The organism is Microbispora sp. H11081 (genome assembly GCF_012999535.1).
Taxonomy (GTDB): Bacteria; Actinomycetota; Actinomycetes; order Streptosporangiales; family Streptosporangiaceae; genus Microbispora.
Window position 1 is genome coordinate 258,378 of sequence record NZ_JABBWV010000008.1, and the last position, 25,574, is coordinate 283,951.

General features: G+C 71.0%; 24 protein-coding genes and 4 pseudogenes. 6 read left to right on the forward strand and 22 right to left on the reverse strand.

What is annotated here, in order from left to right:
• Positions 1–220: 220 nt before the first annotated feature.
• The gene (locus HHX31_RS21790) at positions 221–1,786 is read left to right on the forward strand and encodes a wax ester/triacylglycerol synthase family O-acyltransferase (RefSeq protein ID WP_169950163.1); all 1,566 of its coding nucleotides are present in this window, start codon (positions 221–223) and stop codon (positions 1,784–1,786) included.
• A 39-nt stretch (positions 1,787–1,825) separates the two neighbouring features.
• Here HHX31_RS21790 and HHX31_RS21795 read toward each other — a convergent pair whose 3' ends face one another.
• The 15 genes from HHX31_RS21795 to HHX31_RS21865 form a co-directional block, all read right to left on the reverse strand.
• On the reverse strand, positions 1,826–2,431 hold the full coding sequence (locus HHX31_RS21795; RefSeq protein WP_169950164.1) for a TetR/AcrR family transcriptional regulator: 606 nt from the start codon (positions 2,429–2,431) through the stop codon (positions 1,826–1,828).
• A 190-nt stretch (positions 2,432–2,621) separates the two neighbouring features.
• Complete coding sequence (locus HHX31_RS21800; protein ID WP_169950165.1) at positions 2,622–4,232, reverse strand: cation acetate symporter; 1,611 nt, start codon at positions 4,230–4,232, stop codon at positions 2,622–2,624.
• Positions 4,229–4,573, reverse strand: coding sequence for a DUF485 domain-containing protein (locus HHX31_RS21805; protein WP_169950166.1), 345 nt, complete (start codon positions 4,571–4,573; stop codon positions 4,229–4,231). The genes HHX31_RS21800 and HHX31_RS21805 overlap by 4 nt, the downstream gene beginning before the upstream one ends.
• Positions 4,574–4,780: 207 nt before the next feature.
• Positions 4,781–6,256, reverse strand: coding sequence for a cation acetate symporter (locus tag HHX31_RS21810; protein WP_311932153.1), 1,476 nt, complete (start codon positions 6,254–6,256; stop codon positions 4,781–4,783).
• Between the two features lie 13 nt (positions 6,257–6,269).
• Positions 6,270–6,704 (reverse strand): hypothetical protein, encoded by a 435-nt coding sequence (locus HHX31_RS21815; RefSeq protein ID WP_249346234.1) that lies wholly within the window; start codon positions 6,702–6,704, stop codon positions 6,270–6,272.
• A gap of 16 nt (positions 6,705–6,720) precedes the next feature.
• A complete protein-coding gene (locus tag HHX31_RS21820) occupies positions 6,721–7,470 on the reverse strand; it encodes a LytTR family DNA-binding domain-containing protein (protein ID WP_169950167.1) in 750 nt (249 codons plus the stop codon).
• A gap of 109 nt (positions 7,471–7,579) precedes the next feature.
• Positions 7,580–8,173: a Uma2 family endonuclease gene (locus HHX31_RS21825; RefSeq protein WP_169950168.1), complete on the reverse strand. Its 594-nt coding sequence runs from the start codon at positions 8,171–8,173 to the stop codon at positions 7,580–7,582.
• Between the two features lie 111 nt (positions 8,174–8,284).
• On the reverse strand, positions 8,285–9,463 hold the full coding sequence (locus HHX31_RS21830) for a sensor histidine kinase (RefSeq protein WP_169950169.1): 1,179 nt from the start codon (positions 9,461–9,463) through the stop codon (positions 8,285–8,287).
• Positions 9,464–9,573: 110 nt separating this feature from the next.
• The gene (locus tag HHX31_RS21835) at positions 9,574–10,476 is read right to left on the reverse strand and encodes a haloalkane dehalogenase (protein WP_169950170.1); all 903 of its coding nucleotides are present in this window, start codon (positions 10,474–10,476) and stop codon (positions 9,574–9,576) included.
• Between the two features lie 76 nt (positions 10,477–10,552).
• Positions 10,553–10,996 (reverse strand): HIT family protein, encoded by a 444-nt coding sequence (locus tag HHX31_RS21840; RefSeq protein ID WP_311932154.1) that lies wholly within the window; start codon positions 10,994–10,996, stop codon positions 10,553–10,555.
• Complete coding sequence (locus HHX31_RS21845) at positions 10,993–12,153, reverse strand: acyl-CoA dehydrogenase family protein (RefSeq protein WP_169950171.1); 1,161 nt, start codon at positions 12,151–12,153, stop codon at positions 10,993–10,995. The genes HHX31_RS21840 and HHX31_RS21845 overlap by 4 nt, the downstream gene beginning before the upstream one ends.
• The gene (locus tag HHX31_RS21850; protein WP_169950172.1) at positions 12,153–12,671 is read right to left on the reverse strand and encodes a MaoC family dehydratase; all 519 of its coding nucleotides are present in this window, start codon (positions 12,669–12,671) and stop codon (positions 12,153–12,155) included. Before HHX31_RS21850 ends, HHX31_RS21845 begins: the two co-directional genes overlap by 1 nt.
• A gap of 35 nt (positions 12,672–12,706) precedes the next feature.
• Positions 12,707–13,681, reverse strand: coding sequence for a YihY/virulence factor BrkB family protein (locus tag HHX31_RS21855; RefSeq protein WP_169950173.1), 975 nt, complete (start codon positions 13,679–13,681; stop codon positions 12,707–12,709).
• On the reverse strand, positions 13,678–14,760 hold the full coding sequence (locus HHX31_RS21860) for a DUF3618 domain-containing protein (RefSeq protein WP_169950174.1): 1,083 nt from the start codon (positions 14,758–14,760) through the stop codon (positions 13,678–13,680). Before HHX31_RS21860 ends, HHX31_RS21855 begins: the two co-directional genes overlap by 4 nt.
• Complete coding sequence (locus HHX31_RS21865; protein WP_169950175.1) at positions 14,757–15,155, reverse strand: phage holin family protein; 399 nt, start codon at positions 15,153–15,155, stop codon at positions 14,757–14,759. The genes HHX31_RS21860 and HHX31_RS21865 overlap by 4 nt, the downstream gene beginning before the upstream one ends.
• A gap of 422 nt (positions 15,156–15,577) precedes the next feature.
• On the opposite strand from HHX31_RS21865, the gene HHX31_RS21870 reads away from it, so the two are divergent.
• Together HHX31_RS21870 and HHX31_RS21875 are read left to right on the forward strand one after the other, a co-directional pair.
• Positions 15,578–18,031: a glycoside hydrolase family 48 protein gene (locus tag HHX31_RS21870; RefSeq protein WP_169950176.1), complete on the forward strand. Its 2,454-nt coding sequence runs from the start codon at positions 15,578–15,580 to the stop codon at positions 18,029–18,031.
• A gap of 153 nt (positions 18,032–18,184) precedes the next feature.
• Positions 18,185–19,873, forward strand: a pseudogene (locus tag HHX31_RS21875) (glycoside hydrolase family 9 protein); the annotation flags it as partial.
• An 11-nt stretch (positions 19,874–19,884) separates the two neighbouring features.
• On the opposite strand, the gene HHX31_RS35985 reads toward HHX31_RS21875, so the two are convergent.
• Positions 19,885–20,418, reverse strand: coding sequence for a hypothetical protein (locus HHX31_RS35985; protein ID WP_396711437.1), 534 nt, complete (start codon positions 20,416–20,418; stop codon positions 19,885–19,887).
• On the opposite strand from HHX31_RS35985, the pseudogene HHX31_RS35990 reads away from it, so the two are divergent.
• Positions 20,300–20,581, forward strand: a pseudogene (locus HHX31_RS35990) (cellulose binding domain-containing protein); the annotation flags it as partial. The gene HHX31_RS35985 and the pseudogene HHX31_RS35990 overlap by 119 nt on opposite strands.
• Positions 20,582–20,760: 179 nt before the next feature.
• Here the strand turns inward: HHX31_RS35990 and HHX31_RS21880 are convergent.
• Positions 20,761–21,024 carry a hypothetical protein gene (locus HHX31_RS21880; RefSeq protein WP_169950178.1) on the reverse strand — a complete coding sequence of 88 codons (264 nt, stop codon included), beginning with the start codon at positions 21,022–21,024 and terminating at the stop codon, positions 20,761–20,763.
• Between the two features lie 824 nt (positions 21,025–21,848).
• Here HHX31_RS21880 and HHX31_RS21885 point away from each other — a divergent pair.
• Together HHX31_RS21885 and HHX31_RS21890 are read left to right on the forward strand one after the other, a co-directional pair.
• Entirely contained in the window at positions 21,849–22,571 is a 723-nt protein-coding gene (locus HHX31_RS21885; protein ID WP_283244590.1) for an ABC transporter substrate-binding protein, read from the forward strand.
• 108 nt (positions 22,572–22,679) lie between these two features.
• The gene (locus tag HHX31_RS21890) at positions 22,680–23,507 is read left to right on the forward strand and encodes an IclR family transcriptional regulator (RefSeq protein ID WP_169950180.1); all 828 of its coding nucleotides are present in this window, start codon (positions 22,680–22,682) and stop codon (positions 23,505–23,507) included.
• Here HHX31_RS21890 and HHX31_RS21895 read toward each other — a convergent pair.
• The 5 genes and pseudogenes from HHX31_RS21895 to HHX31_RS21905 all read right to left on the reverse strand — a co-directional run.
• Positions 23,437–23,814, reverse strand: coding sequence for a Zn-ribbon domain-containing OB-fold protein (locus HHX31_RS21895; protein WP_169950181.1), 378 nt, complete (start codon positions 23,812–23,814; stop codon positions 23,437–23,439). The two genes, HHX31_RS21890 and HHX31_RS21895, sit on opposite strands and share 71 nt — an antisense overlap.
• A gap of 11 nt (positions 23,815–23,825) precedes the next feature.
• Positions 23,826–24,152, reverse strand: coding sequence for a thiolase C-terminal domain-containing protein (locus HHX31_RS33755; RefSeq protein WP_211590129.1), 327 nt, complete (start codon positions 24,150–24,152; stop codon positions 23,826–23,828).
• A gap of 55 nt (positions 24,153–24,207) precedes the next feature.
• A pseudogene (locus tag HHX31_RS35995) lies at positions 24,208–24,390 on the reverse strand (thiolase); the annotation flags it as partial.
• The gene (locus tag HHX31_RS33760; RefSeq protein ID WP_211590131.1) at positions 24,317–24,976 is read right to left on the reverse strand and encodes a hypothetical protein; all 660 of its coding nucleotides are present in this window, start codon (positions 24,974–24,976) and stop codon (positions 24,317–24,319) included. The gene HHX31_RS33760 and the pseudogene HHX31_RS35995, both read right to left, overlap by 74 nt.
• Positions 24,969–25,574: pseudogene (locus HHX31_RS21905) on the reverse strand (AMP-binding protein); the annotation flags it as partial. The pseudogene HHX31_RS21905 and the gene HHX31_RS33760, both read right to left, overlap by 8 nt.

Here is a 25,574-nt window from a genome sequence, read left to right on the forward strand (position 1 = left end):
CGCGCCTGAACATCCCCGGGCGGCACGTGGGAGAAATGCGCCGGTAACCGTCCGCGGCGATGATGGTCGCGGCGCGTGGCCGGGTGGTCGCCGCGCGCCGCGGCTCGCCGCGAACGCGGGAACGACCGCCGGGCGACGGCACAGCCGACCGGAGCCGGGCGGAGAAACGGGCCCGCCGACCGGCGGCGGATGGGGGCGGCGTGAGCGGGAGGATGACGAGATGCGCCAGTTGACGGCACTCGACGCGCAGTTCCTGAGCGTCGAGTCGGCGACGACCGCCGCCCATGTGGCGGGTGTCACCGTGCTCGACCCGTCGACCTCGCCGTCCGGCGCCCTGACGAGGGAGGCGCTGGTCGCCCTGCTGCGCGAGCGGCTCCATCTGGTGCCGCCGCTGCGGATGCGGCTGGCCGACGTGCCCTTCGGGCTCGACCGGCCGTACTGGCTCGACGACCCGGACGTGGACCTCGACGCGCACGTGCACGAGACCATCCTTCCCGCGCCCGGCGGCGAGCGGGAACTGGCGGCGTACGTGGCGGGCGTGCACGCGCGGCGGCTCGACCGGGCGCGGCCTCTGTGGGAGGCGCACCTCGTCCACGGCCTCGCGGGCGGCCGCTGCGCCCTCTACATGAAGGTGCACCACTGCGCGATCGACGGCGTGTCCGGTTCGGAGATCCTGGCCGCGCTGCTCGACCCGTCCCCGCATGGGCACCGGGTGGACCCGCCCGCCGCCCCTGCGCAGCCCGCGTCTTCTGGGCCTCCCAGCCTGCTCGCGATGCTCGCCGGGGCGGTCACCCGGTCGATCGTCCAGCCGGTGGAGGCGTTCTGCTCGCTCGCCCGCGCCGCCGCCGACCTGGACACGATCCCCGTGGTCGCGGCGCTGCCCGACGCCCGGCTCGTGGCCCAGGCCGCCCGCGCGCTCGCGGGCGACTCGCGCCCGCTGCCCGAGACGCCGCCGCTGGCCGCGCCGCGCACGCCGTTCAACGGCCCGATCTCCGGCGCACGCGAGGTCGCCTTCGGCTCCGTGCCGCTGACGGAGGTCAGGAGGGTGGCCAGGGCCTTCGGCATGGGCCCGAACGACGTGGTGATGACGCTGTGCGCCTCGGCGCTACGGCGGTGGCTGATCGCCCACGACGCGCTGCCCGACCGGCCGCTCGTGGCCGCCGTGCCGGTGGCCCTGCGGTCCCGTACGCAGGGCGCGGACGGGTCGTCCCGCGAGAGCGGGCGGGTCGGCAACCGCATCTCGGCGATGATCACACCGCTGGCCACCGACGTCGCCTGCCCCGAGGAGCGGCTGACTGCCGTGCGCTCCGCGCTCGCGACCGCCAAGCGGCGCTTCGCCGTGTCCCACCGCACCTGGCTGGACGACGTGTGCGCGATGGTGCCGAACGCCTTCGCGGCGCTGGCCACGCCCGTGGTGTTCCGCCTCGCGGGCGTCGCGGGGGCCGGCGTCAACCTCATCGTGTCGAACGTGCCGGGTCCCCGGGTGCCGTTGTATCTCCGCGGCGCCCGCATGCTGTCCTACCACCCGCTGTCGGTGGTCACCGACGCCACCGGCGGGCTCAGCGTCACCTGCGCGTCCTACGGGGACCGGCTGGACTTCGGCGTCGTCGCCTGCCCCACCCGGGTGCCGGACGTCTGGAGCGTGATCGACCACCTGCGCGAGGCGATGGACGAACTCCTGGCCCTGCTCGACGGCTCCCAGAACGGCGTGGCCCGCCACGAGGACTCGCGTTCCTTGCCGCCCGGGGAGGAGCGGCGGGAGCGGCAGGACATGGTGCCCGCCTGACCCGGGAGGAAGACCGGCCTCCCGTCGGTGCGGGCCTCCTCAGTGCAGCGCGCCCGCGATCAGCTCCGCGACCGCGTCGGGGTCGATGTGGTGGCCGGTGAGCAGGCAGATGCTCTCCTGGTAGAGCAGGACCGCGGCGAAGGTCGCGGCGGCGGCCTCCAGCCGTGCGGCGTCGCCGCGCCCGCCCGGCAGGGCGAGTTCCAGCGCGAACCTGGCCCGGTGGATGATCTCGGCGTTGAGGCGGCCGAGCCGCTCCCGTACGGACAGGTGGGTGTCGGCCTCGCGGAACAGGATGCGGCGCATCGCGGGGGACGCGTGCAGCGGCAGCCTGCGGGCGAGGCGCGACAACGCGCCCGCCGCGTCGCCGGGGACCGCCTCGACCTCCTCCTCGACCACCACGGCGCGCTCGTCCACCAGCGCGATCAGCACGTCGATCTTGCGGGGGAAGTAGTGGAAGACCAGGCCCTTGGGCACGCCGGCCAGTTCGGCGATGCGCGCGGTCGGCGTGGCCTCGTAGCCGCCGTCCGCGAACAGTTCCTCGGCGGCGTCGAGGATGCGGGTGCGGGCGTCGCCGTCGGGCGGCTGCCCCCCTCTCCGCGAACGTGAACGTGACCACGCCTTGGCGGTCTGGAGAGGGCTGTCCACGGACCGAACGATAACCAGAGTGGGTGCCCCAACACCATGACGTAAGGGACAGGGCAGGCATACGCCCGGCCGTGCGGCTCGCTGCTGTGGGCGGGCGCGGCGCGCACGGCCGGGCGTAAGGGGGTGGCCGGCTCCCCGGCGGCGATGGACGGCGCCGCCGGGAGGCCGGACGTACGGCCGGAAACGGGTGTCAGTGGCTGCTGGCCTTCTCGGCGCCGAGCCCGGTCAGCGCGCGGACCTCGATCTCGGCGTACTTCTCCGCGTTGTGCTCCTTGCTCAGGATCGTGCCGAGGTAGCCGCACAGGAAGCCGATCGGGATCGAGAAGATGCCCGGGTTCGACAGCGGGATCAGGTGGAAGTCGGCGTCGGGGAACATCGCCGTCGGCGCGCCCGAGACGACCGGCGAGAAGATCACCAGCACCACGGCGGAGACCAGGCCGCCGTAGATGGCCGAGACCGCGCCCGCCGTGTTGAACCTCTTCCAGAACAGGCTGTACAGGATCGCCGGCAGGTTGCCCGACGCGGCGACCGCGAAGGCCAGCGAGACGAGGAAGGCCACGTTGAGCGACTGGGCGAAGATGCTCAGCGCGATCGCGACCGCGCCGATCACGAACGCGGAGATCCGGGCGACCACGACCTCCTGGCGCTCGGTGGCGCCACCCCGCTTGAACACATGGGCGTACAGGTCGTGGGCGAAGCTGGAGGAGGACGCGAGGGTCAGGCCCGCGACGACCGCGAGGATCGTGGCGAACGCGACCGCCGCGATGACCGCCAGCAGGACCGTGCCGCCGACGTCGCCGAAGAGGTCCTGGCCCACCTGCTGCGCGAGCAGCGGGGCCGCCGTGTTGCCCGCCTTGTCGGCCTCGGCGATCGTCTTCGAGCCCACCACGGCGGCGGCGCCGAAGCCGAGCACCAGCGTCAGCAGGTAGAACACGCCGATGATGCCGATGCCCCACATGACCGACTTGCGGGCGTCCCTGGCGGTCGGGACCGTGTAGAAGCGGATGAGCACGTGCGGCAGGCCGGCGGTGCCGAGCACCAGGGCCAGGCCGAGGCTGATCAGGTCGATCTTGCCCCAGACGCCCTGGGCGTCGGTGCCGTACTTGAGGCCGGGCTTGAGGAACGCCTCGCCCTTGCCGCTCGCGGCCGCGGCGTCGCCGAGTAGCCCGGACAGGTTGAAGCCGAACTTGCCGAGCACGAGCAGGGTGATCAGCGCCGCGCCGACCATCAGCATGACGGCCTTGACGATCTGCACCCAGGTGGTGCCCTTCATGCCGCCGAACACGACATAGATGATCATCAGCAGGCCGACCGCGATGATCGTCCAGACCTTGCCCGCCGCGGAGTGCACGCCGAGCAGCAGACCGACGAGCGCGCCCGCGCCGACCATCTGCGCGAGCAGGTAGAAGATGCTCACGACGATCGTGGACACGCCGGCCGCCGTACGGACCGGGCGCGGCGACATCCGGAACGCCAGCACGTCGGCCATCGTGTACTTGCCGGAGTTGCGCATGAGCTCGGCGACGAGCAGCAGCGCCACCAGCCAGGCGACGAGGAAGCCGATCGAGTAGAGGAAGCCGTCGTAGCCCGACAGCGCGATGATGCCGGCGATGCCGAGGAACGACGCGGCCGACATGTAGTCGCCGCCGATCGCCAGGCCGTTCTGCAGCCCGCTGAACGAACGGCCGCCCGCGTAGAAGTCCGACGCGCTCTTGGTGTTGCGGCTCGCCCAGAAGGTGATCGCCAGCGTGCCGGCGACGAAGATGACAAAGAGGATCGTGGACAGCGTCTCGTGACTCACTTGGCGCCCTCCCCGACCTCGTCGCGGCGCTCGGCCTCGCCCCGCAGTTCGTCGGCGATCGGGTCGAGCTTGGCCGCCGCGTGCCGCGAGTACGCCCAGGCGATCAAGAACGTCGACACGAACTGCAGCACGCCGAAGACGAGGGCGACGTTGATGTTGCCGAACAGCTTGGCGCCCATGAAGTCACGGGCGAACCCGGACAGCACAACGTAGAGCAGGTACCACGCCAGGAAGGCGACGGTCATGGGGAAGGCCCAGGAACGGTAGCGACGGCGCAGCTCCTGGAACTGCTCACCCGCTTGTATACGCTCGTAAACCGATGGATCGTGCTGGACGGTCACAAGTTCTCCTCCGGCAAAGTGATCTGAATCACTTCAACGTAGGAGCGCGGCGCGCCCGCCGACGAGCCCCGTTGCCCGCCGCGTCGCCCAGCCGTACCGCCCGCTCGGTCACCTGGCGCGTCCGTGCGACGAATGGTCGTTTGGACGCGCCGAGCGGTCGCGCCCGGGGAGTATGGCGAGGGCCCGCGTGCGCCGGACGACGGCGGGCTACATGAACCGCGGGCGCCAGTCGCCTCGGTCGACGTTCAGCGTCTCCGGCGTGTGCAGGCGGACCATGGTGCGCGCGACGCCGCGCGGCACCCGCGACGGCGTCAGCAGCGAGACCACCACCATGACCGTGAACGACACCGGCACCGTCCAGGCCGCGGGCTGGGCCAGCAGCGACCCCGCCCAGCCGGTGTGTGGGCCTCCGGTGATCGTGACCACGACCGCCACGCAGGCCAGCCCTCCGCCGGCCAGCAGCCCCGCCATCGCGCCGGCCGTCGTCAGCCTCCGCCACCAGATGCCGAGCACGAGCAGCGGGCAGAACGACGAGGCGGCCACGGCGAACGCCAGCCCCACCACGGTCGCGACCGGCAGCGACCGCGCCGCGCCGGCCAGCGCGAGCGGCACGAGCACCGCGAGCACGGTCGCGACGCGGAACGCGCGCACCCCGCCGCGCAGGATGTCCTGCGCGATCACCCCGGCGACCGACACCGTCAGCCCCGACGACGTCGACAGGAACGCGGCGAACGCCCCCGCCGTCACCAGCGCGGTCAGGAAGTCGCCCACCGGCCCGCCGACCAGGTGGCCGGGCAGCGCGAGGACCACGGTGTCGCTCTCCGGCATGCCGTAGACGTGCCCGAGGTAGCCGTACACGGCGGGCATCACGTAGAAGGCGCCGAGCAGCGTCAGCACGATGAGCGTGGTGCGGCGGGCGGCCCTGCCGTCGGGGTTGGTGTAGAAGCGGACGAGCACGTGCGGCAGCCCCATCGTGCCGAGGAACGTCGCGATGATCAGCGAGTACGTCTCGTAGACGGGGTGCTCGCGGCCGTGCAGCGGCAGCGCCCACTCGTCCCCGGGGGCGAGCCCCGGCGTCCCGTCTGACCACCAGGCCACGAGCATGAACGCGAGCGGCACCGCCAGCGCGGTCAGCTTGAGCCAGTACTGGAAGGCCTGGACGAAGGTGATCGACCGCATGCCGCCCGACAGCACGTTGGTCGCGACCACCGCCGCCACCAGCAGGCTGCCCGCCCACGGCGGCGCCCCGGTGATCGTACGGAAGACCAGCCCGGCGCTCTGGAACTGCGGCATGAGATACAGCCAGCCGATCAGCACGACGAGCACGCTCGACAGCCGCCGCACCGCCATCGACTCCAGCCGCGCCTCGGCGAAGTCCGGCAGGGTGTAGGCCCCCGACCGCCGCAGCGGCGCCGACACCAGCACGAGCAGCACGAGGTAGCCGCCGGTCCAGCCGACCGGCAGCCACAGCATGTCCGCGCCGAAGGTGAGGATCAGCCCCGCGATGCCGAGGAAGGAGGCCGCCGACAGGTACTCGCCTCCGATCGCCGAGGCGTTCCACAGCGGCGACACCGTCCGCGAGGCGACGTAGAAGTCCGACGTGGTGCGGGACATCCGGATGCCGAACGCGCCGACGAGGACGGTCGCCAGCATCACCAGGACGACCGCCGCGATCTGGCTCACCCGGGTGCCATCCTCACCGGCGCTCCATGAGCTCGGCGAAGTCCCGCTCGTTGCGCTCGGCCTGCCGCACGTACAGCCACGCGCCCACGACGAGCGCCGGGTAGATCAGCCCGGCCAGCACCACCCACGGCAGCGGCAACCCGAACACCTGGGCCTCGCGCAACTCCGGGGCCAGCAGGAACAGCAGCGGCAGACCACCCACGACGCAGGCCATCACGGTGCACACGAACAACGCCAGCCGGAACTGGGTCCGCACCAGGGAGCCCATGTAGACCTCGCCCAGGCGGGTCTGCTCGTCGATCTCCCGGGTGAGCGGGTGCCGCGGCCTGCGCGCCGCCGCCGTCCGGGGGCTGGTCACCGTCACCCTGCGGGCCTTGCCGCCCGGCGCGGCCGCCTCGCCCTGTCCGCGCGCGCCCGCCCCCGCCCTGCGGGGCTTGCCCGTCACCACGGGGACTCCGCGGCGCTCACCGGGCCTGGCCCTTCCTTGCCCGGCGGACGAGCAGGTCGCGCAGCTCCCGGGTGTGCCGGCGACTCACCGGGATCTCGGTGTCGCCCACCCGCACCACGCACTTGCCCGAGTCGATGTGCAGCTCGTCGATGTGCTTGACCGCGACCAGATGGCTGCGGTGGACGCGCAGGAACCCGGCCGACGCCCAGCGTTCCTCCAGCGTGGCGAGCGGGATGCGGACCAGGTGGCTGCCGGTCGCCGTATGCAGCCGCGCGTAGTCGCCCTGCGCCTCCACATAACGCACCTCGGTGCTGGCCACGAACCGGGTGACGCCGCCCAGCTCGACCGGGATCGTGTCCGCCTGCGGCCCCTCCCCCGGCTCTCCCCTGCTGCCGCACACCCGGCGGATCGCCTCGGACAGCCGCTCCGGCCGTACGGGCTTGAGGAGGTAGTCCTCCGCCTTCAGCTCGAACGCGTCCACCGCGTGGGCCTCGTACGCGGTCACGAACACGATCTTCGGGGGACGGGTGAACTGGGTCAGCAGCCGCCCCAGCACCACCCCGTCGAGCCCGCGCATGCGGATGTCGAGGAAGACCGCGTCCACCGGCCTGCCGTCCGCGATGGCGCGGTCGAGCAGCCGCAGCGCGGCGGCCCCGTCGCGGGCGGTGAGCACGTCGCCGATGCGGGGGTCCGCGCGCAACAGGTAGGCGACGTCCTCCAGCGCGGGCTGCTCGTCGTCCACAGCCAGAACCCGCAGACCGCTCACGATCACCCCTCTCACCCACCGATCCATTAGAGAGTGATGACCGGAACGTGCGGAAGTCAACGCCTCCTCATCACGACCGCATCACGGCTCGGATCGCGGCGGGCAGAGGTCAGCCCGGACGGCGGCGGAGCAGCGCCCCGGGGTCGACCGTCACCCGGAACGGCTCGTCGAGCGTCACCGGCTCACCCACCCGCACGTCGTGACGCTGGCGATACTCCCCCGCGGCGAGTTCGAAGACGAGGAGGCGCGGCTCCGGCTGATCGAGGCGGACCACCCAGTAGAAGGGGATGCCGATGCTCGCGTAGACCTGACGCTTGGTGATCATGTCACGGGTGATCGCGTCCTTGCCGGTGATCTCGGTGACGATCAGGATGTCGTGCCCCTTGAGCAGGTCGTAGCCGCCCTCGGCCAGCTTGCCCGGCACGGTGACCAGATCGGGACTGCGGTAGCCGGACAACGGGCCCGGGACGTCGACGTCGACCGGCCCGATGGTGATCAGATCCAGCCCGGCGTCCTCGGCCGCGTCATTCAGCAGGCGCATGAGCCGGTTGGCGACGTACTGGTGCTCGGGTGCGGGGGAGTTCTTGACGAGGAGGTTTCCGTCCTCGATCTCGTACCGGAATCCTTCCGGCAGGTCGCGCGTGTCGTCCCGGGTCCACGGGCGCGCGGTCCCGTGCCGGCCGAACTCGATTGTCACGCTCATCAGCCTGGAACCTCCGAGCAAGGGGCGGCCCGACCAGTGCGAACACTAACAGTAACGAGAAGGATACGCACAGCTCTTCGAATCGCCAGGAGTAGAGCGGACGATCCCCGGTCAGGTCTGGACGCTGGGGTGATACTTGGGAATCCGTACGGCGACCTTGGTGCCTGCACCCTCGCCCGTCTCCACCACGAGGCCGTACTCGTCGCCGTAGACCTGGCGCAGCCGCTCGTCCACGTTGGCCACGCCGATGCCGCCCGCGCCCGAGCGGTCCTCCCCCGCCAGCACCCGCCGCAGCCGTTCCGGGTCCATGCCGACACCGTCGTCCTCGACGGTGATGACGCACTCCGCGCCCGCGTCCTCGGCGACGATCGTGATCCGCCCCACGCCCGGCTTGGCCTCTAGGCCGTGCCGTACGGCGTTCTCCACGAGCGGCTGCAGGCACAGGAACGGCACGGCCACCGGCAGCACCTCGGGCGCGATGCGCAGCGTGACCTGGAGCTGGTCGCCGAACCTGGCCCGCTCCAGGGTGAGGTAGCGGTCGATCGAGCGCAGCTCCTCGGCCAGGGTGGTGAAGTCGCCGTGCCGCCGGAAGGAGTAGCGGGTGAAGTCGGCGAACTCCAGCAGCAGCTCCCTGGCCTGCTCCGGGTCGGTGCGGACGAACGACGCGATGGTGGTCAGCGAGTTGTAGATGAAGTGGGGCGAGATCTGCGCCCGCAGGGCCCGGACCTCCGCCTCCATCAGCATGGTGCGGGAGCGGTCGAGCTCGGCCAGCTCCAGCTGGGAGTCCACCCACCGAGCGACCTCCTGCGCCGCCCGCACGAGCCCGGCCGAGGCGTGGTCGCCGTACGCCGCGAGCGAGCCGACGACGCGGTCGTCGGTGGTGAGCGGGACGACGACGGCCTGCCTGACCGGGCATTCCGGCCGGGCGCAGTCGAGCGCGAGCACCTGGGTGCGGCCGTCCTTCAGCGTCTCCGCGGCGTACTCGAAGGCGTCGGCCGCGTGGTGGTCGCCCGCCCCGTCGTAGACGAGCAGTTCCTCGACGCTGGTGACGGCGATGGCCGGGGAGCCGAGCAGCTCGCGCAGGTGCCGCGACGCCTTGAGCGCCCCGGCCTGGGTGAGCCCGGCGCGCAGCGGCGGCGCGGCCAGCGACGCGGTGTGCAGCGTCTCGAAGGTCGCCCGCTCGGCGGGGCTGCTGCCGAGGTCGCGCCGGCCGCGCAGCACCCGCCACAGCACGACGGCCGGCACGGCGACGAGGACGGCGACGACGAGCGCGGTGACGACCGGTTCCACGCCGCCGGAGCCTACCTTCCGCCCGCCCCTCGCCCGCTCACGCGGCGGTGAACGGTCGTCATCGCGCGCCGGAACGCCCGGACGGGCGCGTCGCAGCCCTTTCAGGCTTATCAGGCAGGTGTCCGGTGGGCGAACGCGGCGACGGCCTCGCCCAACACGCGACCCGCGTCCTCCTGCAGGAAGTGACCGGCCCCGGCGATGACGGGATGGTCGAGCCCGGCCGCGCCGCGCATGGTCCTCTTCAGGATCGGCGCCATGCCGCCGGTGATGGGGTCGCGGTCGGAGAACGCGACGAGGAACGGCAGGTCGAGGCGGGTGAGCGTCTCCCACGCGGCGCGGTTGGCGGGGGCGGCCGGGTCGCCGGGCGTGATCGGCACCAGGCCCGGCATCGCCCGCGGCCCCGCCTTGAACTCCTCCGAGGGGAACGGCGCGTCGTAGGCCCGCCGTACGGGCTCGGGCAGTTCGGTGACGCAGCCGGACTGGACGAACCTGGCGACGTCGAGCACGGGCGCCTTCTCGACGGCCTCCCTGAAGCGGTGCCACACCTCGGGCATGGGGATGTCACCGGTCGGCAGGCCGGTGTTGGCGGCGACGACCCGGGCGAACCGGTCCGGATGCTCGGCGACGAGCCGCAGCCCGATCAGCCCGCCCCAGTCCTGGCCCACCAGCGTCACGCGCCGGAGGTCGAGCGCGTCGAAGGCGAACGACCGCACCCACTCCACGTGCCGGGCGTACGTGTGGTCCTCCGGGCGGGACGGCTTGTCGGAGCGGCCGAAGCCCACCAGGTCGGGGGCGACCGCCCGGCAGCCCGCATCGGCCAGCACGGCCATGACGTGCCGGTAGAGGAACGACCAGCTCGGCTCGCCGTGCAGCAGCAGCACCGGCGGGCCGTCCGCGGGACCCGCCTCGACGTACGCCATCCGCGCGCCGCCGGTCACCGCGGCGTAGCGGGGTTCGAAGGGGAAGCCGGGCAGCTCGGCGAAGCGCTCGTCAGGGGTCCGTAGGAAGTCCACAGGCTGACACCTTTACAACGTAGATTCATAACTCGAAGGTCGGGTGCGGACGTGCCGGATCCCGGCGGGAGGCGGCCTACGCGTCCGGCCGCAGGGCCTGGGAGTCGAGCGCTTCGCGGATGCGGGCGGCGTAGTCCTCCATCTCGGCGTCGCCGTCGTACTTGACCCGGGGCCAGAAGAAGCCGCGCAGGCCGTCCTTGCGGTTGCGCGGCACGACGTGGACGTGCAGGTGGGGCACGCTCTGACTGATCCGGTTGTTCATCGCGACGAACGTGCCGGCCGCGCCGGTGCCCGCCTCGACCGCCCGCGTGACGGCCTGGACCCGGCCGAAGAACGGCCCGACCGATTCCGCCGGCAGGTCCGGCAGGGTCTCGGCGTGGCCGCGCGGGACGACGAGCACGTGTCCCTTGAACACCGGCCGGACGTCGAGGAAGGCCGCCGCGACCTCGTCGTCCAGCACCACGTGGGCGGGGCGCTCCCCCGCCGCGATCTCACAGAACAGGCAGCCGTCCACGGTCACCAGCCCAGTGTGGCGTCGCCCTCGACGAGAGCCCTGGCGATGATCAGCCGCTGCACGTCGTTGGTGCCCTCGCCGATCGCCATGAGCGGCGCGTCCCGGTAGAGGCGCTCGACCACGAACTCCTGCGAGTAGCCGTACCCGCCGTGGATCCGCATCGCCTCCATCGTCGCCCGCAGCGCCACCTCCGAGGCGAAGTACTTCGCCATCGCGGCCTCGCTGCGCACCGGCCCCGCCTCCGACCTCGTCGCCGCCCAGTACGTCATGAGCCTGGCCGCCTGGATCTCGGTCGCCATGTCGGCCAGTTTCAGCTGGATCGCCTGGAACCCCGCGATCGGCTGCCCGAACGCGTGCCGTTCACGGGCGTAGTTCAGCGCCGCCTCGTAGGCGCACTGGGCCACGCCGACGGCCCGGGCGGCGATGTTAAGGCGGCCGAGTTCGAGCGCCGAAAGCACCTGCTGCATGCCGCGGCCCTCCACGCCGCCGAGCAGCCGGGACGCCGGCACGCGCACGCCGTCGAGGACGACCTCGCACGTCTCCGTGCCCTTGTAGCCCAGCTTGGGCAGGTCACGGCTGATGGTCAGTCCCTCGCTGCCGGCGTCCACCAGCAGCACCGACATCCCGCGGTGGGCGGGCGTCTCGGCCGAGGTCTTCACCAGGACGGGCAGCGGGTCGGCGTGCCGCGCGTTGGTGATCCACGTCTTGGTCCCGGTGACGACGTAGTGGTCGCCGTCGCGGACCGCCCGGGTGGCGATGCCCTGCAGGTCGGTGCCCGCGCCCGGCTCGGTCAGCGCGATCCCGGTGCGGCGCGCTCCCGTCGCGAGATCGGGCAGGTAGTGGCCGCGCTGCTCCTCGGTGCCGTACTTGGCGATCATCCAGGCGGACAGCGAGTGGGAGCCGAGCACCCCCGCCACACCCATCCAGCCCCTGGCGATCTCCTCGAACACGAGGGCGAACGACACCCGGTCGAGGTCCAGCCCGCCGTACTCCTCCGGGATCGTGATGCCGAACAGCCCCAGTTGCCCGAACCGCTCGACGATCTCCGCCGGGTAGCGGCCGGTGCGCTCCCACTCCGGCGCGACGGGGACGATCTCCTTGTCCACGAACTCCCGCAGCGTCCGCCGGAACAGCCGCTGGTCCTCGTTCAGTTCGAAGTCCATCAGACCTCCATCGGGCCGGTCTTGGCGCGCGGGAAGTAGCCCTTGTCGTGCGGCGCGTCCCGCTTGTAGACCATCACCGCGCGCCGCCAGGACATCACCTCGTCGCCGTCCTGGTTCAGCCCCCGGGTCCGGCAGGTGACGACGCCGGCGTACGGCCGGGACTTCGACTCGCGCTTGTCCACCACCATCGACTCGGCGTAGAGCGTGTCGCCCACGAAGACCGGATGGGTCAGCCGGATCTCCTCCCAGCCGAGGTTCATCATGGCCGTCTGGCTGACGTCGATGACCGACAGCCCGAGCACGATCGCCACCGAGAGCCCCGAGTTCACGATGATCTTCCCGGCCGGGGACCCGGCGGCGAAGTGCGCGTTGAAGTGGTTCTGGTTGGTGTTCATCGTCAGCAGCGTGAACCAGGTGTTGTCGGCCTCGCTGATCGTGCGGCCGAGCGGGTGCTGGTAGACGTCGCCGACCACGAAGTCCTCGTAGTAACGCCCGATGCGGGCTTCATGGACCGTCACACCAGAATACTATTCTGGATCTTCCCGCCGGAGCCTCATCTACGGGCGGGAGCCTCGTCCAGGCCTGCCTCGGGTTCGGGGTCCTTCGGGGGATCGCGGGGGTCGACGTACGGCTCCGCGGGGGACTCACCATCCGCGATCTTGCGGCCGCGCTGGAGTTCGGCGTCGAGTTCGGCGCCGACGAGGATGACGATGTTCGACAGCCACAGCCAGACGAGGAAGACGACCACGGCCGCGAGCGTGCCGTACGTCTTGTTGTAGGAGCCGAACCGCGCGACGTACAGCCCGAAACCGGCGGACACCACCACCCAGGCCACGACGGCGAAGACGCTGCCGGGGCTCAGCCACCGCACGCCGGGGTGGCGGACGTTGGGCGCGGCGTAGTAGAGCAGCGTGATCATGCCCGCCGCGAGCAGCACGAGTACCGGCCACTTCACGACGCCCCAGACCGTGACCGCCGTCGGCCCGAGGCCGATCACGTTTCCGGCGATCTCGGCGAGGCGTCCGGTGAAGGTGACGGCGATGGCGGAGGCCGCCATGAGGATCACCAGCAGGAGCGTCAGCCCCACCCTGAGTGGCGTCACCTTCCAGAACGGACGGCCCTCGCGGATGTCGAAGATCGCGTTGGTCGCCCGGATGAACGCGCCCATGTAGCCGGAGGCCGCCCACAGCGCGAGCAGCAGACCGGTGATCGCGAACACCCCAGCGGTGCCCTCGTGCTGCTGGACGTTGGCGAGGCCGGTCCGCAGCATCTCCTGGACCGGCCCCGGCGTCAGCGACTTGATGTTCCCGAGCAGCGGATCCGTGGCGCTCTGGCCCAGCAGGCCCAGTATCGACACCAGCACGATCAGCCCGGGGAAGATCGAGAGGACGGCGTAGTACGTCAGCGAGGCCGCCCAATCGGGAACGTTGTCCTCCTTGAACTCCTTGGCCGTGCGTTTGACGACTCCGATCCAGTCGCGACGCGACAGCCTTTCGAGCGGCCCCTGCTCGTCCTCGGGGTCGGTCATCGGTGGGCGAACCTCCGCATGAGCGTGTGACGTGACCGCGGGAACAGCCGCCGGCCGGCGAACACGCGGGGACGGCCGGACAACAGGCCCCGCGTTCCCCTGCCGCCGAACACGGCCCTGCGGCCGGACCTGCCCGTCCCGCCGAACATGGCCTTCCGGCCGGACATGCGCGTGAGGCCCGGCAAGCGCCCGAGACCCGGCATGCCGGACAGGCGCTTGAGGCCCGGCGTGCGCTTACGGCCGGACATGCCGGTGAGGCCGGGCATGCGCGTGCGGCCCGACGCGCGAAGGCCGCCGAACGCCCCCTTCCCCGCCCGCCCGTTCCCGGTCCAGAGCCGGCCCATGCCACCGGATCTGGTCTTGGCGGTGAAGACCCGATGACCGCGCGTCGGCCTGGTCTTGGCGGTGAAGACCCGATAGCCGCCCGTCGGCCTGCCGATCGTGCCGGAGGTCTTGAATCTGCGCGTCCCCGCGCCCATCCGGCCCGCGCCGAGCCCACGGATCATCCCCTGCATGCCCTGCCCCGGCGTACGGCCCTGGCTCCGGGGGAGGCGGCGGAGCAGCAGCAACGCGGTGCCCGCGGCTCCGGCGGCGGCGATCAGCCCGGACCGGCGCCTCGCCTGCTCCCCGACCATGCCCGCGGCACCGCGCACGCGCTCCGGCGTGGCCTCGCGCATCCGGCCCGCGGCACCGCGCACCCGCTCCGGCGCGGCCTCGCGCATCCGGCCGGTGACACCGGCGACCTTGGCCCGCGCGGCGGCGGCGGTCGCGTGCACGCGCTCCTGCGCCCGCGCCTTCACGTCGGCCTTGGCGGCCAGCGCCTCGATGGTGTCGCCGAGGTGATCGCGGGTCCTCTCGATCTCCTGGCGGACCTCGGCGATCTCGTCGTGCCCCTTCTTCTCCGCGCCCTCGCGCCTGGTCCCGGTGTCCCGGGCCGCGGCGACGGGCTCGGGGCCGGGCCGCGACTGCCGCACGGCGTTCAGCGACTCCGGCTCGGTGACCGGCTCGGACACGTCCTGTCTGTGCACACCCACGGCGCCGGCGTTAGGCCGGGCCGCTCCGGGTTCGGTCTCGGTCATCTGCGCGCACTCTCCTTCATGACGTCGATGTCCGCTTTGAGGCTGCGCATCGCCTCGTCGGGAGTGGGCGGCGTCGCACGGGACACCTGCTCCTTGCCGACCAGGGCGAGCAGCCCGGCGAGCGCCAGCAGCGCGACGCCGATGATCAGGGCGCTGGCCCAGGCGGGCAGCACCAGCGCGAGGGCCAGGATCGCCGTGGCCACGAGGGCTCCCGCGCCGAAGAACGCGACGACACCCGCGGCGCCGAGCAGTCCCGCGCCCATGCCCGCGCGTCTGCCCTTGCGCGTCATCTCCAGCCGCGCCAGCCGCAGTTCGTCGCGGATCAGCCGGGAGACGTCCTCGGACAGCCGCCGGACGAGTTCGCCCGTGGACGGCGACTCCTTCTGGATGGTCATGGCCCTTGCCTCCCTTCCAGGTTGGGGAGCGCCTACCCGCAGCCGAGGGCCCTAACCACCGGCCCCGGCGGGGTGAACCCTGGAGCCGAGACAGATGAAAGTTTCAGTTATGAATTCGTGGAAGGTCTGTCAGGGAGCGGCAAAAGGCCAGCAAGGGGCCCCGGCTCACGGGGCGGCCGGATCGCCGCGTGAGGCGTCGGCAACCTGTCATTGACATAGAGGGGGCGCAATCCACACCCTGTGGTGGGAGCGCTCCCATGTTACCGGTTCAGATTCACCTTTGCCCGCATCGGCCGTGAGATTCGCTACCTGGCATTTCTTCGCCCGATGCTCCCACCCCCAACCACGTTGGAGACCCTCCAAAAATGAGAACGAGAGCTCTTAGTACGGGAGCGCTCCCACGATCGCGGAGACCACTCGCCATGTTGGCGGCGGCCACCGTGAGCGGCGGCCTCCTCGTCGGGCTGGCGCAGACCCCAGCGTCCGCCGCCGTGGCCTGCGACGTCCAGTATGCGCTCAACTCCTGGGGTTCCGGCTCGGGCGGTTTCACGGCCAGCCTGGACATCAAGAACCTGGGCGACCCGATCACCAGCTGGACGCTCAGGTTCACCTTCCCCAACGGGCAGCAGCTGTCCAACGGCTGGTCGGCCAACTGGAGCCAGAGCGGCAGCACCGTCACGGCCACGAACATGTCCTGGAACGGAAACATCCCGTCCGGTTCGACGACCAACATCGGGTTCCAGGGCACGTGGAACGGGAGCAACAACAAGCCCACCTCGTTCTCCATCAACGGGGTGACCTGTGGCGCGACCGTGAGCCCCTCCCCGAGCCCGAGCCCGAGCCCCTCCCCGAGCCCGAGCCCGAGCCCCTCCCCGAGCCCGAGCCCCTCCCCGAGCCCGAGCCCGAGCCCTTCCCCGTCGGCCTCGCCCTCCGCGTCTCCGTCGGCGTCTCCGTCGGCGTCGCCCTCGGCGAGCCCCTCGCCGGGCACGAGCCAGTACGTCCAGAACTTCCTCGCGATGTACAACAAGATCCACGACCCGGCCAACGGGTACTTCTCGCCCGAGGGCGTGCCGTACCACTCGGTCGAGACGTTCCTCGTGGAAGCGCCTGACCACGGCCACGAGACCACCTCCGAGGCGTACAGCTACTACCTGTGGCTGGAGGCGATGTACGGCAAGGTCACGGGTGACTGGACGAAGTTCAACACCGCGTGGCAGTCGATGGAGAAGTACATCATCCCGTCGCACGCCGACCAGCCCACCAACGACAAGTACGACGCCAGCAAGCCGGCGACGTACGCGGGCGAGTGGAACGAGATCAGCAACTACCCCTCGCGGCTCGACAGCGGCGTCAGCGTCGGCACCGACCCGATCGCGAGCGAGCTGAGAAGCGCGTACGGCACCTCCGACATCTACGGCATGCACTGGCTGCTGGACGTCGACAACGTCTACGGCTACGGCCGCTGTGGCGACGGCACCACCAAGCCGGCGTACATCAACACCTACCAGCGCGGTCCCGAGGAGTCGGTCTTCGAGACGATTCCGCAGCCGTCGTGCGACACCTTCGCCTTCGGTGGCAGGAACGGGTACCTCGACCTGTTCACGGGTGACTCCTCGTACGCGAAGCAGTGGAAGTACACGAACGCGCCGGACGCCGACGCCCGCGCCGTCCAGGCCGCCTACTGGGCGCTGACCTGGGCGACCGAGCAGGGCAAGCAGTCGCAGATCTCCACCTCCGTGGCCAACGCCGCGAAGATGGGCGACTACCTGCGCTACGCGATGTACGACAAGTACTTCAAGCAGCCCAACTGCAGCAGCACCTCCTGCCCGGCGGGCAACGGCAAGAACTCGTCGAACTACCTGCTGTCCTGGTACTACGCCTGGGGCGGCGCGTACGACACGTCGGCCGGCTGGGCGTGGCGCATCGGCTCCAGCCACAACCACTCGGGCTACCAGAACCCGATGGCGGCCTGGGTGCTGTCGAACGTGAACTCGCTGAAGCCCAAGGGCTCGACCGCCGTCAGCGACTGGTCGACCAGCCTCACCCGCCAGCTGCAGTTCTACAAGTGGCTGCAGTCGGCCGAGGGCGGCATCGCCGGCGGTGCGACCAACAGCTGGGAGGGCCACTACGCCAGCCCGCCGTCGAGCCTGCCGAAGTTCTTCGGCATGGCCTACGACTGGCAGCCGGTCTACCACGACCCGCCGTCCAACCAGTGGTTCGGCTTCCAGGCGTGGTCGATGGAGCGCGTGGCCGAGCTCTACTACGCCACGGGCAACGCGGACGCCAAGGCGATCCTCGACAAGTGGGTCACCTGGGCGCTGTCCGGCACCACGGTGAACGCCGACGGCAGCTTCCAGATCCCGTCGACGCTGCGGTGGACCGGCCAGCCGGACTCCAGCTTCAGCGGCACCGGGATGCCGCCGGCCAACTCCGGTCTGCACGTGTCCATCGTCGACTACACCAACGACGTCGGTGTGGCCGGTTCGTACGCCAAGACGCTGATGTTCTACGCGGCCAAGGCGAACCACACGCAGGCCAAGAACACGGCCAAGGCCCTGCTCGACGGCATCTGGAAGAACAACCAGGACGCCAAGGGCGTCTCGGTGCCCGAGACCAAAGCCGACTACAACCGCATCGACGACCCGATCTACGTCCCGTCCGGCTGGACCGGCACGATGCCGAACGGCGACACGATCAACAGCAACTCGACCTTCATCTCCATCCGGTCCTTCCTCAAGAACGACCCGGACTGGCCGAAGGTCCAGTCGTACCTGAACGGCGGATCCGCGCCGGTCTTCCACTACCACCGGTTCTGGGCACAGGTCGACGTGGCGACCGCGCTCGGACAGTACGGCCTGCTCTTCCCCAACGGCTGAGCCGGTCTCGTTGAGCCGGGGTGCGGTGTCGCCTGACCCTTCACCGCACCCCAAGGAAGTGTCCCTGCGGGACACGACCGAACATGCCGGGGCGCGGCGGCGCCTGACCCGCCGCCGCGCCCCCGTCCCCCCACTCTTGCGAGGCACATCCCCATGCGGCGTACGTTCCCGGCGCTGGCGGCGCTGATCGTCTCCACAGCGGTCGTCCCGGCCGCCGTCCCCACCTCGGCCTCTGCCGCCCCCGCGTACAACTACGGCGAGGCGTTGCAGAAGTCGCTCTTCTTCTACGAGGCGCAGCAGTCCGGCAAGCTGCCGTCCACCAACCGCGTCACCTGGCGTGGCGACTCCGCCCTGAACGACGGCCAGGACGTCGGGCTCGACCTGACCGGCGGCTGGTACGACGCCGGCGACCACGTGAAGTTCGGCCTGCCGATGGCGGCGAGCACCACGATGCTCGCGTGGGGCGCGGTCGAGTACCGCGACGCCTACGCGTCGTCGGGGCAGCTCACCTACCTGCTGAACAACCTGCGGTTCGTCAACGACTACTTCGTCAAGGCGCACCCCTCCCCCAACGTCCTGTACGGGCAGGTGGGCAGCGGCAACCCCGACCACGCCTGGTGGGGGGCGGCCGAGGTGCTGCCGATGAGCAGGCCCTCGTACAAGATCGACTCCTCGTGCGGCGGGTCCGACCTCGCCGGGGAGACCGCGGCCGCGATGGCGGCGTCCTCCATGGTCTTCCGGCCGACCGACCCGACGTACGCCGACAAGCTGCTCACGCACGCCAAGCAGCTTTACTCGTTCGCCGACACGGTGCGGGGCAAGTACAGCGACTGCATCACCGACGCCGCCAACTTCTACAAGTCCTGGAGCGGCTACAACGACGAACTGGTGTGGGGCGCCATCTGGCTCTACCGGGCCACCCAGGACGCCTCCTACCTCGCGAAGGCCGAGTCGTACTACGCCAACCTCGGGACCGAGTCGCAGTCGACGACCAAGTCGTACAAGTGGACGATCGCCTGGGACGACAAGTCGTACGGCTGTTACGCGCTGCTGGCGAAGCTGACCGGCAAGCAGCAGTACGTCGACGACGCCAACCGCTGGCTCGACTTCTGGACGGTCGGTGTCAACGGCCAGCGGGTGAACTACTCCCCCGGCGGCCAGGCCGTGCTCGACACGTGGGGCTCGCTGCGTTACGCCGCGAACACCTCCTTCGTGGCGCTCGTCTACAGCGACTGGCTGACCGACTCCACCCGCAAGGCGCGCTACCACGACTTCGCCGTCCGGCAGATCAACTACGCGCTCGGCGACAACCCACGCAAGTCGTCCTATGTGGTCGGCTTCGGCAGCAACCCGCCGCGTAACCCGCATCACCGGACCGCGCACGGCACCTGGACCAACAACCTGAACGGCGAGCCCGCGCAGAGCCGCCACATCCTGTACGGCGCGCTGGTCGGCGGTCCCAAGTCACCGGACGACTCCTACACCGACAGCCGGGCCGACTACACGATGAACGAGGTCGCCACCGACTACAACGCCGGCTTCACCAGCGCGCTGGTCCGGCTGTACAAGGAGTACGGCGGCACGCCGCTGGCGAACTTCCCGGTCGCGGAGACCCCCGACGGCCCGGAGATCTACCTCCAGGCGGCGCTCAACGCCAGCGGCCAGAACTTCACCGAGATCAAGACGATGGTCTACAACCACTCGGCCTGGCCCGCCCGCGCGCTGACCGACGGGTCGTTCCGCTACTACTTCACCCTCGACGGCGACACCACACCGAGCCAGATCACCCTGACGGCGAACTACAACCAGTGCAAGCCGCCGACCGGGCCGACGCAGTTCTCGGGCAAGGTCTACTACGTCACGATCGACTGCTCCGGCCAGGTCATCGCCCCGCAGGGACAGTCGGAGTCGCGGCGCGAGGTGCAGTTCCGCATCGCCAGCGCGGGCACGTGGGACCCGTCGAACGACTGGTCGTTCACCGGGGTGTCCACCACGCCGTCCACGCCGGTGACGGTGCAGAACATGACGCTGTACTCGGGGTCCACCAAGATCTGGGGCAACGCGCCGGGCACCGAGCCTTCGCCGTCCCCCAGCCCCTCGGTCTCCCCGTCCCCCAGCCCGTCGCCGTCGCCGTCGGCCAGTCCTTCCGCCTCGCCGTCGCCTTCACCGTCACCGTCGCCTTCACCTTCGCCCAGCCCGTCGCCTTCGCCGTCACCTTCACCGTCGCCCAGCCCTTCGCCCATCACGGGTAAGGCGTGCACGGCCACGTACAAGGTCACCAACTCGTGGCCCGGCGGCTTCCAGGCGGACGTCACCGTGAGCAACTCCGGCAGCACGGCCATCTCCGGGTGGACGGTGGGGTGGTCGTTCCCGAGCGGCCAGACCATCACCCAGTTGTGGAGCGGCACCGTCAGCCAGAGCGGGTCGAACGTCACGGTGCAGAACCTGTCCTGGAACGGCAACCTGGGCTCCGGCGCCAGTACGAGCTTCGGCTTCACCGGCAACGGCTCGGGCACCGCCCCCTCGGCCCTTACCTGCACTCCCGCGTAGCCCGCGCTCCCGGGCTCGCCCAAGTCGCCCGCCTTCCCCGGACGGACCCCTCTTCGGGGAAGGCGGTGCACCAACCCGTGTCACACAGCGAAGATCCCCCGGGACAGCCGTCCCGGGGGATCTTCGTCTTCTTCACCTGAACATGAGGCGGCCGGGCAGGTCACGCCGTGCCGGGCCGGTCACCACAACTCGGGAGGCAGGTTGACGTCGCCGACGCGGTCGTAGATGACGGTCTCGTCGGCCAGCCTGACGACCACCACACGGCGAGCGAGCCCCGCTCTCTCCAGCGCCTTCGCCGACTCCACGGCGTTCTTCGCGTAGTGGTAGCGGTCGCGGCTACCGGTGAACGGGCTCTCCCTGTCGCACCTGACCTCATAGCGGTCGTCCGGCCATGGGTAGCCAAGCCCGTCGGTACTGCGGCGCTCGGTAGCGGTCGCGGTCATTGCACAGCACACCTCTCTTGTCGCGGAGGAACCCCCGCCAGAAAGACCCCCCTGCCCCCCGGTGCCCAAGTATTCCTCATATGCAACAGATGTTTCACGGCACCCCTGGGACAAAGGGCCGAGGACAGCACGATGTCACGCGATGGGCAGCCCGGCGCGGACCGCGGTGATCACGCCGGACCCCGCCTCGTGGCTCTCCGAAGGTCAGACGTCGGCGAGCCGGGCGGCGAGGACCCGCGGAGCGGTCAGCATGACCTCGTGGTCTCCGGGGAAACGGACGACCCGGGTGCCCGGCAGGCGCGAGGAGAAGTAGGGTGCCAGTCCTCCTCGGGTCGCGTGCCGCGGACGTCACTGGTGCCGACAAGGTAGGCGGTGGGCAGCCCGAGCCGGTGGAAGGTGGGCAGGGGCACAGGGTCGAGCAGCGGCGCCAGGGGTTGCGGCCTCCAGTGCCTGCGATAGAGGTCCCGCGCGACGTCGTACGTCACCATCGGGAAGAAGGAGGCGCGCACCGCGTCGAAGGGGGGGCAGATAAGCGGTCTCCCCGCGGGCCATGGCTTCCTCCAGCACGGCCCGGGCCGCCGGGGGGACCTCGTCGAGCACGCGCTGCCCGTCGCGGAGCACGACGCCGGCGACGAAGACCCCGCGATCGCCGCGACGCTGCCCCGCAGCCTGCCGCAGTTCACGTTCGCCGCCGCGGTCCTGCTCGTCCTCTACCTGCGGCCGGACGGACTCGCGAGCCTTCCCCAGGCCGTGCGGCCGCTGATCCGCCGGCTGCGCCGCGCCACCGCCACGCCTACTAGGGGTTCCTGGCGACCCGGTTCATCCTGGAGAAGGACGCCCAGGCGAAGATCGGCGTGATCGCGCTGAACAACGAGCTCACCGCCGACTACGTCACGGGCATCAAGAAGGCGCTCGGCGCCGACCGCGAGGCCCAGCTCGTGAAGGTCGTCAGCTACGACGTGGCGAACCCGGACGTCAGCGCGCAGCTCCTGGAGCTCAAGGACGCCGGCGTGACGGCGGTCATCAGCAACCTCGCCGGCCTGCAGGGCGTCTCCGCGCCGAAGTATCTCAAGCAGATCGGCTGGAAGCCGATCTGGTTCGTCCAGGCGCTCAACAGCTCGCGCACCGCCATCCTCGAACCGGCCGGGCTGGACAACGTGAAGGGCTTCTACTCCACGCAGTGGGCCAAGGACCCGGCGGACGCCCGGTGGGCGGACGACCCCGCCATCACGCGCTACCGTGAGGTCATCACCAAGCACGCCTCGGACGTCAAGCCCGCCGACGACAAGGCTCTGTTCGGGTACGCCGCCGGTCAGGCGTTCGCCGACGCGCTGAAGCGGATGAAGAGCCCCACTCGCGCGGCCCTCGTCGAGGCGATAGACAGTACGACGGATCTTGCACTGGATACGCTGCTGCCGGGCGTCCGTCTCAACGGCGGCGCAGGGGGACGGCTTGTGAACCAGTACCAGATCTCGCAGTTCGACGGGGAGCAGTGGCAGCCAGTGGGCGATGTCGTCGACATCAGCCGGACGGATGCCGTCACGTAGCGTTCTCTTCCGCCGTGATGCCCGGGGCGGCCACCCGCCGCCCCGGGCATCGCGGGCTTGCCGCAGATATTCCACACAGATCCCAGACAGACCCGGAAGGGCACCTCAATGGCATCGGAAACGGCGCGACCACGCACGGTCTACACGGTCGAGGCGGTCGCGAGTGCGCTGGACCTCCTGGGGGCGTTCGAGGCACCACCGCACACGTTCGGCATGGCCGAGCTCTCCCGGCGGCTCGGCATGACGAAGAACCAGGTTTTCCGCCTGCTGCGAACGATGGAGGACAAGGGCTTCGTCCTGCGCGTAGAGGACGGCTACACCCTGGGCATGCGCGTCTTCGAGCTCGCGTCGACCGCCACGCACGGACACGACCTGCTGAAGGCGGCGGCCCGGCCGGAGCTCGAAGCGCTGTGCGCGGAGACCGGCGAGACCGCCTATCTTCTCGTCGCGCAGGGCAAGTCCAGGGCGCTGTGCCTCGACGTGATCGAAAGCCCGGAACTGATCCGGGGAGTCCTCGAACCCGGGGTCGTGTTACCGCTGCACGCCGGCGGCGCGGCCAAGGTGCTGCTCGCGTTCCTCAGCCCGGAGGACAGGGAGGCGTACTTCACCGAGCAGCCCGTCGAGCGGTTCACCGAGCACACGCTGACGCCGGACGAGCTGCGCCGCGCCGTCGAGGAGATCAGACAGCGCGGCTACGCGACCGTGCGGGAGGAACACGTGATCGGCGCCGACGCCATCGGGGTGCCCATCTGGAACCACACCGGTGGCGTCGTCGCCGCTCTGGGCCTCGTCGGGCCCTCCTACCGGGTGAGACCGCGCCTGTCGCGCGATCTCCCCGGCATCATCATGGAAACCGCCGCCCGCGTCACCGCGAAGCTGGGCGGCCAGCCGGACAGAAGACCGGATGGGGGCTCCCGTCCTGCCATCGCACCGTGACCCGGTCGCCGATCGCGTGGTCGAGCCCGTCCAGCCGCGCGAGCAGCCGGGGGCCCTCGTCCAGGTCGACCAGGCCGACCGCGTACGGGGGCGGCACGCCGAGACCCGTGCTCACGTGCACGACGGTGAACGAATAGAGGGTCCCGGTGCCCGCCGTCTCGGCCGGCGCCACCCGGCCGGACTCGCAGCGCAGGCAGAACGGCCGGGGGTAGAACTGGTGGTGCCCGCACTCCTCGCAGCGCTGCACCCGCAGTACGCCGTCCGCGGTGCCCTGCCAGAACCAGGTGGTGAGCGGATCCTCGTCCATCGGTCGCCTCCTCAGTCTTGTGCCAGGATCACGGTGGAGGCCGCCGAGTAGCAGCCGCCGACGGCGTGGACCAGGCCGACGCGGTGGCGGGGGACCTGGCGTTCGCCCGCCTCGCCGCGGATCTGGCGGACCGCCTCGACCAGCAGTTGCACGCCGAGCGCGCCCGGGTGGTTGTACGACAGCCCACCGCCCGACGTCATTCTGGGCAGTTCACCGCCGGGCCCCAGCCGGCCCCCGGAGACGAACTCCCCGCCCTCGCCCTTGCCGCAGAAGCCGAGGTCCTTGAAGGCGAGCAGCGGCGTGATCGTGAAGGAGTCGTAGGGCTCGGTGAAGTCCACGTCCTCCGGGGCCGATCCCGGCCATCGCGAACGCCTCCCTGCCGGAGACCGCGCCCGCCGAGACGGTGAGGTCCGGCATCTGCGATATCTGCCAGTGGGTGTGGCTCTCCCCCGCGCCCAGGACGCGCACCGGTCGCTTCGCCGCGCCGGCGGCCACGGCGCGGCTAGTGACGACCACCGCGCCGCCGCCGTCGGTGACCAGGCAGCAGTCCAGCCGGCGCAGCGGCGTGGAGATCATGCGAGGAGAGGACGTCGTCGATGGTCAGCGGCGTGCGGGCCCAGGCCTTGGGGTTGAGCCGCGCCCAGTCGCGGGCGGCGACCGCGACCTCGGCCAGGTGCTCGGGGCGGGTGCCGTACACGTGCATGTGCCTGGCCGCGATCAGCGCGTAGTGGCCGATCCGCCGGGGCAGCCCGTGCGGGGCCTGGAACTGGCCGACGAGGGTGTAGGGGTCCGGCGCCTCGCCGAGCCGCCGGACCTTGCGGCTGCGCTGCCGCGACGCGTAGGCGACCAGCGCCACCTCGCAGCGGCCCGCGGCGACCGCGAGCACGGCGTGGTGGACGAACGTGGCGAAGGCGGCGCCGCCCAGGTCGGTGGAGTCGGCGTAGCGGGGCTGGATGCCGAGGTACTCGCCGACCTGCACCGATCCCATGTCGCCCATGTAGTTGACGAAGAGCCCGTCCACGTCCTTCAGGCCGAGCCCGGCCTCGGCCAGGGCCTCGCGGGCGGCGAGCGCCACCATGGACAGCTCCGTGTGGCCGGTGACCTCGCCCAGCGGCGCCTCGGCGACCCCGCTGACGTACACGTCCCGCATCCGTTCACGCATCGGAGTTCCCCTCGTGCGCGAGGACCAGCGCCTGCCTGCGGATCTTGCCCGACTCGTCGCGGGGCATCCTGGCCACGAACTCGTAGGTCTTGGGGACCTTGTAGGCGGACAGGCGGGCCCGCAGGTGCGCGTCGAGCTCGGCGGGGGCCCGCTCGGGATCGTGGCCCGCCGCCAGTTCCACGACCGCGTGCACCCGCTTCCCCCACTCCTCGTCGGCCAGCCCGACGACGGCGACGTCCCGTACGGCCGGATGGCTGGAGATCGCCGACTCCACCTCGGCCGGATAGACGTTGGCGCCCCCGGTGACGATCAGGTCGAGGCGCCGGTCGGCGAGGTAGAGGTAGCCCTCCTCGTCCAGCCACCCCAGATCGCCCATGGCGACTAGGCCGTCCGGCGTCGCGGGCGGGGCGGAGGCGCCCACGTAGTGGAACGTCGGCCCCTCGACGTCCGTCCTGCGCATGTAGTCCGTCCTGCGCATGTAGACGGTGCCGACCGTGCCGGGCGGGACCTCGGCGCCGTCGTCGTCGAGTATCCGGATCTCGGTGAGGTCGGGCCGGCCGACGCTGCCCGGCCTGGCCAGCCACTCGTCCCCCGATCG

What these genes read in the sequence shown, in the direction of transcription:
- HHX31_RS21865 (WP_169950175.1), bottom strand. Translation starts at nt 15,155, where the DNA reads ATGACCATCCAGAAGGAGTCGCCGTCCACGGGCGAACTCGTCCGGCGG.
- HHX31_RS35985 (WP_396711437.1), bottom strand. Translation starts at nt 20,418, where the DNA reads ATGGTCTGGCCGCTCGGGAACGACCACCCCACCGTCCACCCGGAGATG.
- HHX31_RS21790 (WP_169950163.1), top strand. Translation starts at nt 221, where the DNA reads ATGCGCCAGTTGACGGCACTCGACGCGCAGTTCCTGAGCGTCGAGTCG.
- HHX31_RS21825 (WP_169950168.1), bottom strand. Translation starts at nt 8,173, where the DNA reads ATGAGCGTGACAATCGAGTTCGGCCGGCACGGGACCGCGCGCCCGTGG.
- HHX31_RS21870 (WP_169950176.1), top strand. Translation starts at nt 15,578, where the DNA reads ATGTTGGCGGCGGCCACCGTGAGCGGCGGCCTCCTCGTCGGGCTGGCG.
- HHX31_RS21880 (WP_169950178.1), bottom strand. Translation starts at nt 21,024, where the DNA reads ATGACCGCGACCGCTACCGAGCGCCGCAGTACCGACGGGCTTGGCTAC.
- HHX31_RS21890 (WP_169950180.1), top strand. Translation starts at nt 22,680, where the DNA reads ATGGCATCGGAAACGGCGCGACCACGCACGGTCTACACGGTCGAGGCG.
- HHX31_RS21860 (WP_169950174.1), bottom strand. Translation starts at nt 14,760, where the DNA reads ATGACCGAGACCGAACCCGGAGCGGCCCGGCCTAACGCCGGCGCCGTG.
- HHX31_RS21845 (WP_169950171.1), bottom strand. Translation starts at nt 12,153, where the DNA reads ATGGACTTCGAACTGAACGAGGACCAGCGGCTGTTCCGGCGGACGCTG.
- HHX31_RS33760 (WP_211590131.1), bottom strand. Translation starts at nt 24,976, where the DNA reads ATGCGTGAACGGATGCGGGACGTGTACGTCAGCGGGGTCGCCGAGGCG.
- HHX31_RS21895 (WP_169950181.1), bottom strand. Translation starts at nt 23,814, where the DNA reads ATGGACGAGGATCCGCTCACCACCTGGTTCTGGCAGGGCACCGCGGAC.
- HHX31_RS21855 (WP_169950173.1), bottom strand. Translation starts at nt 13,681, where the DNA reads ATGACCGACCCCGAGGACGAGCAGGGGCCGCTCGAAAGGCTGTCGCGT.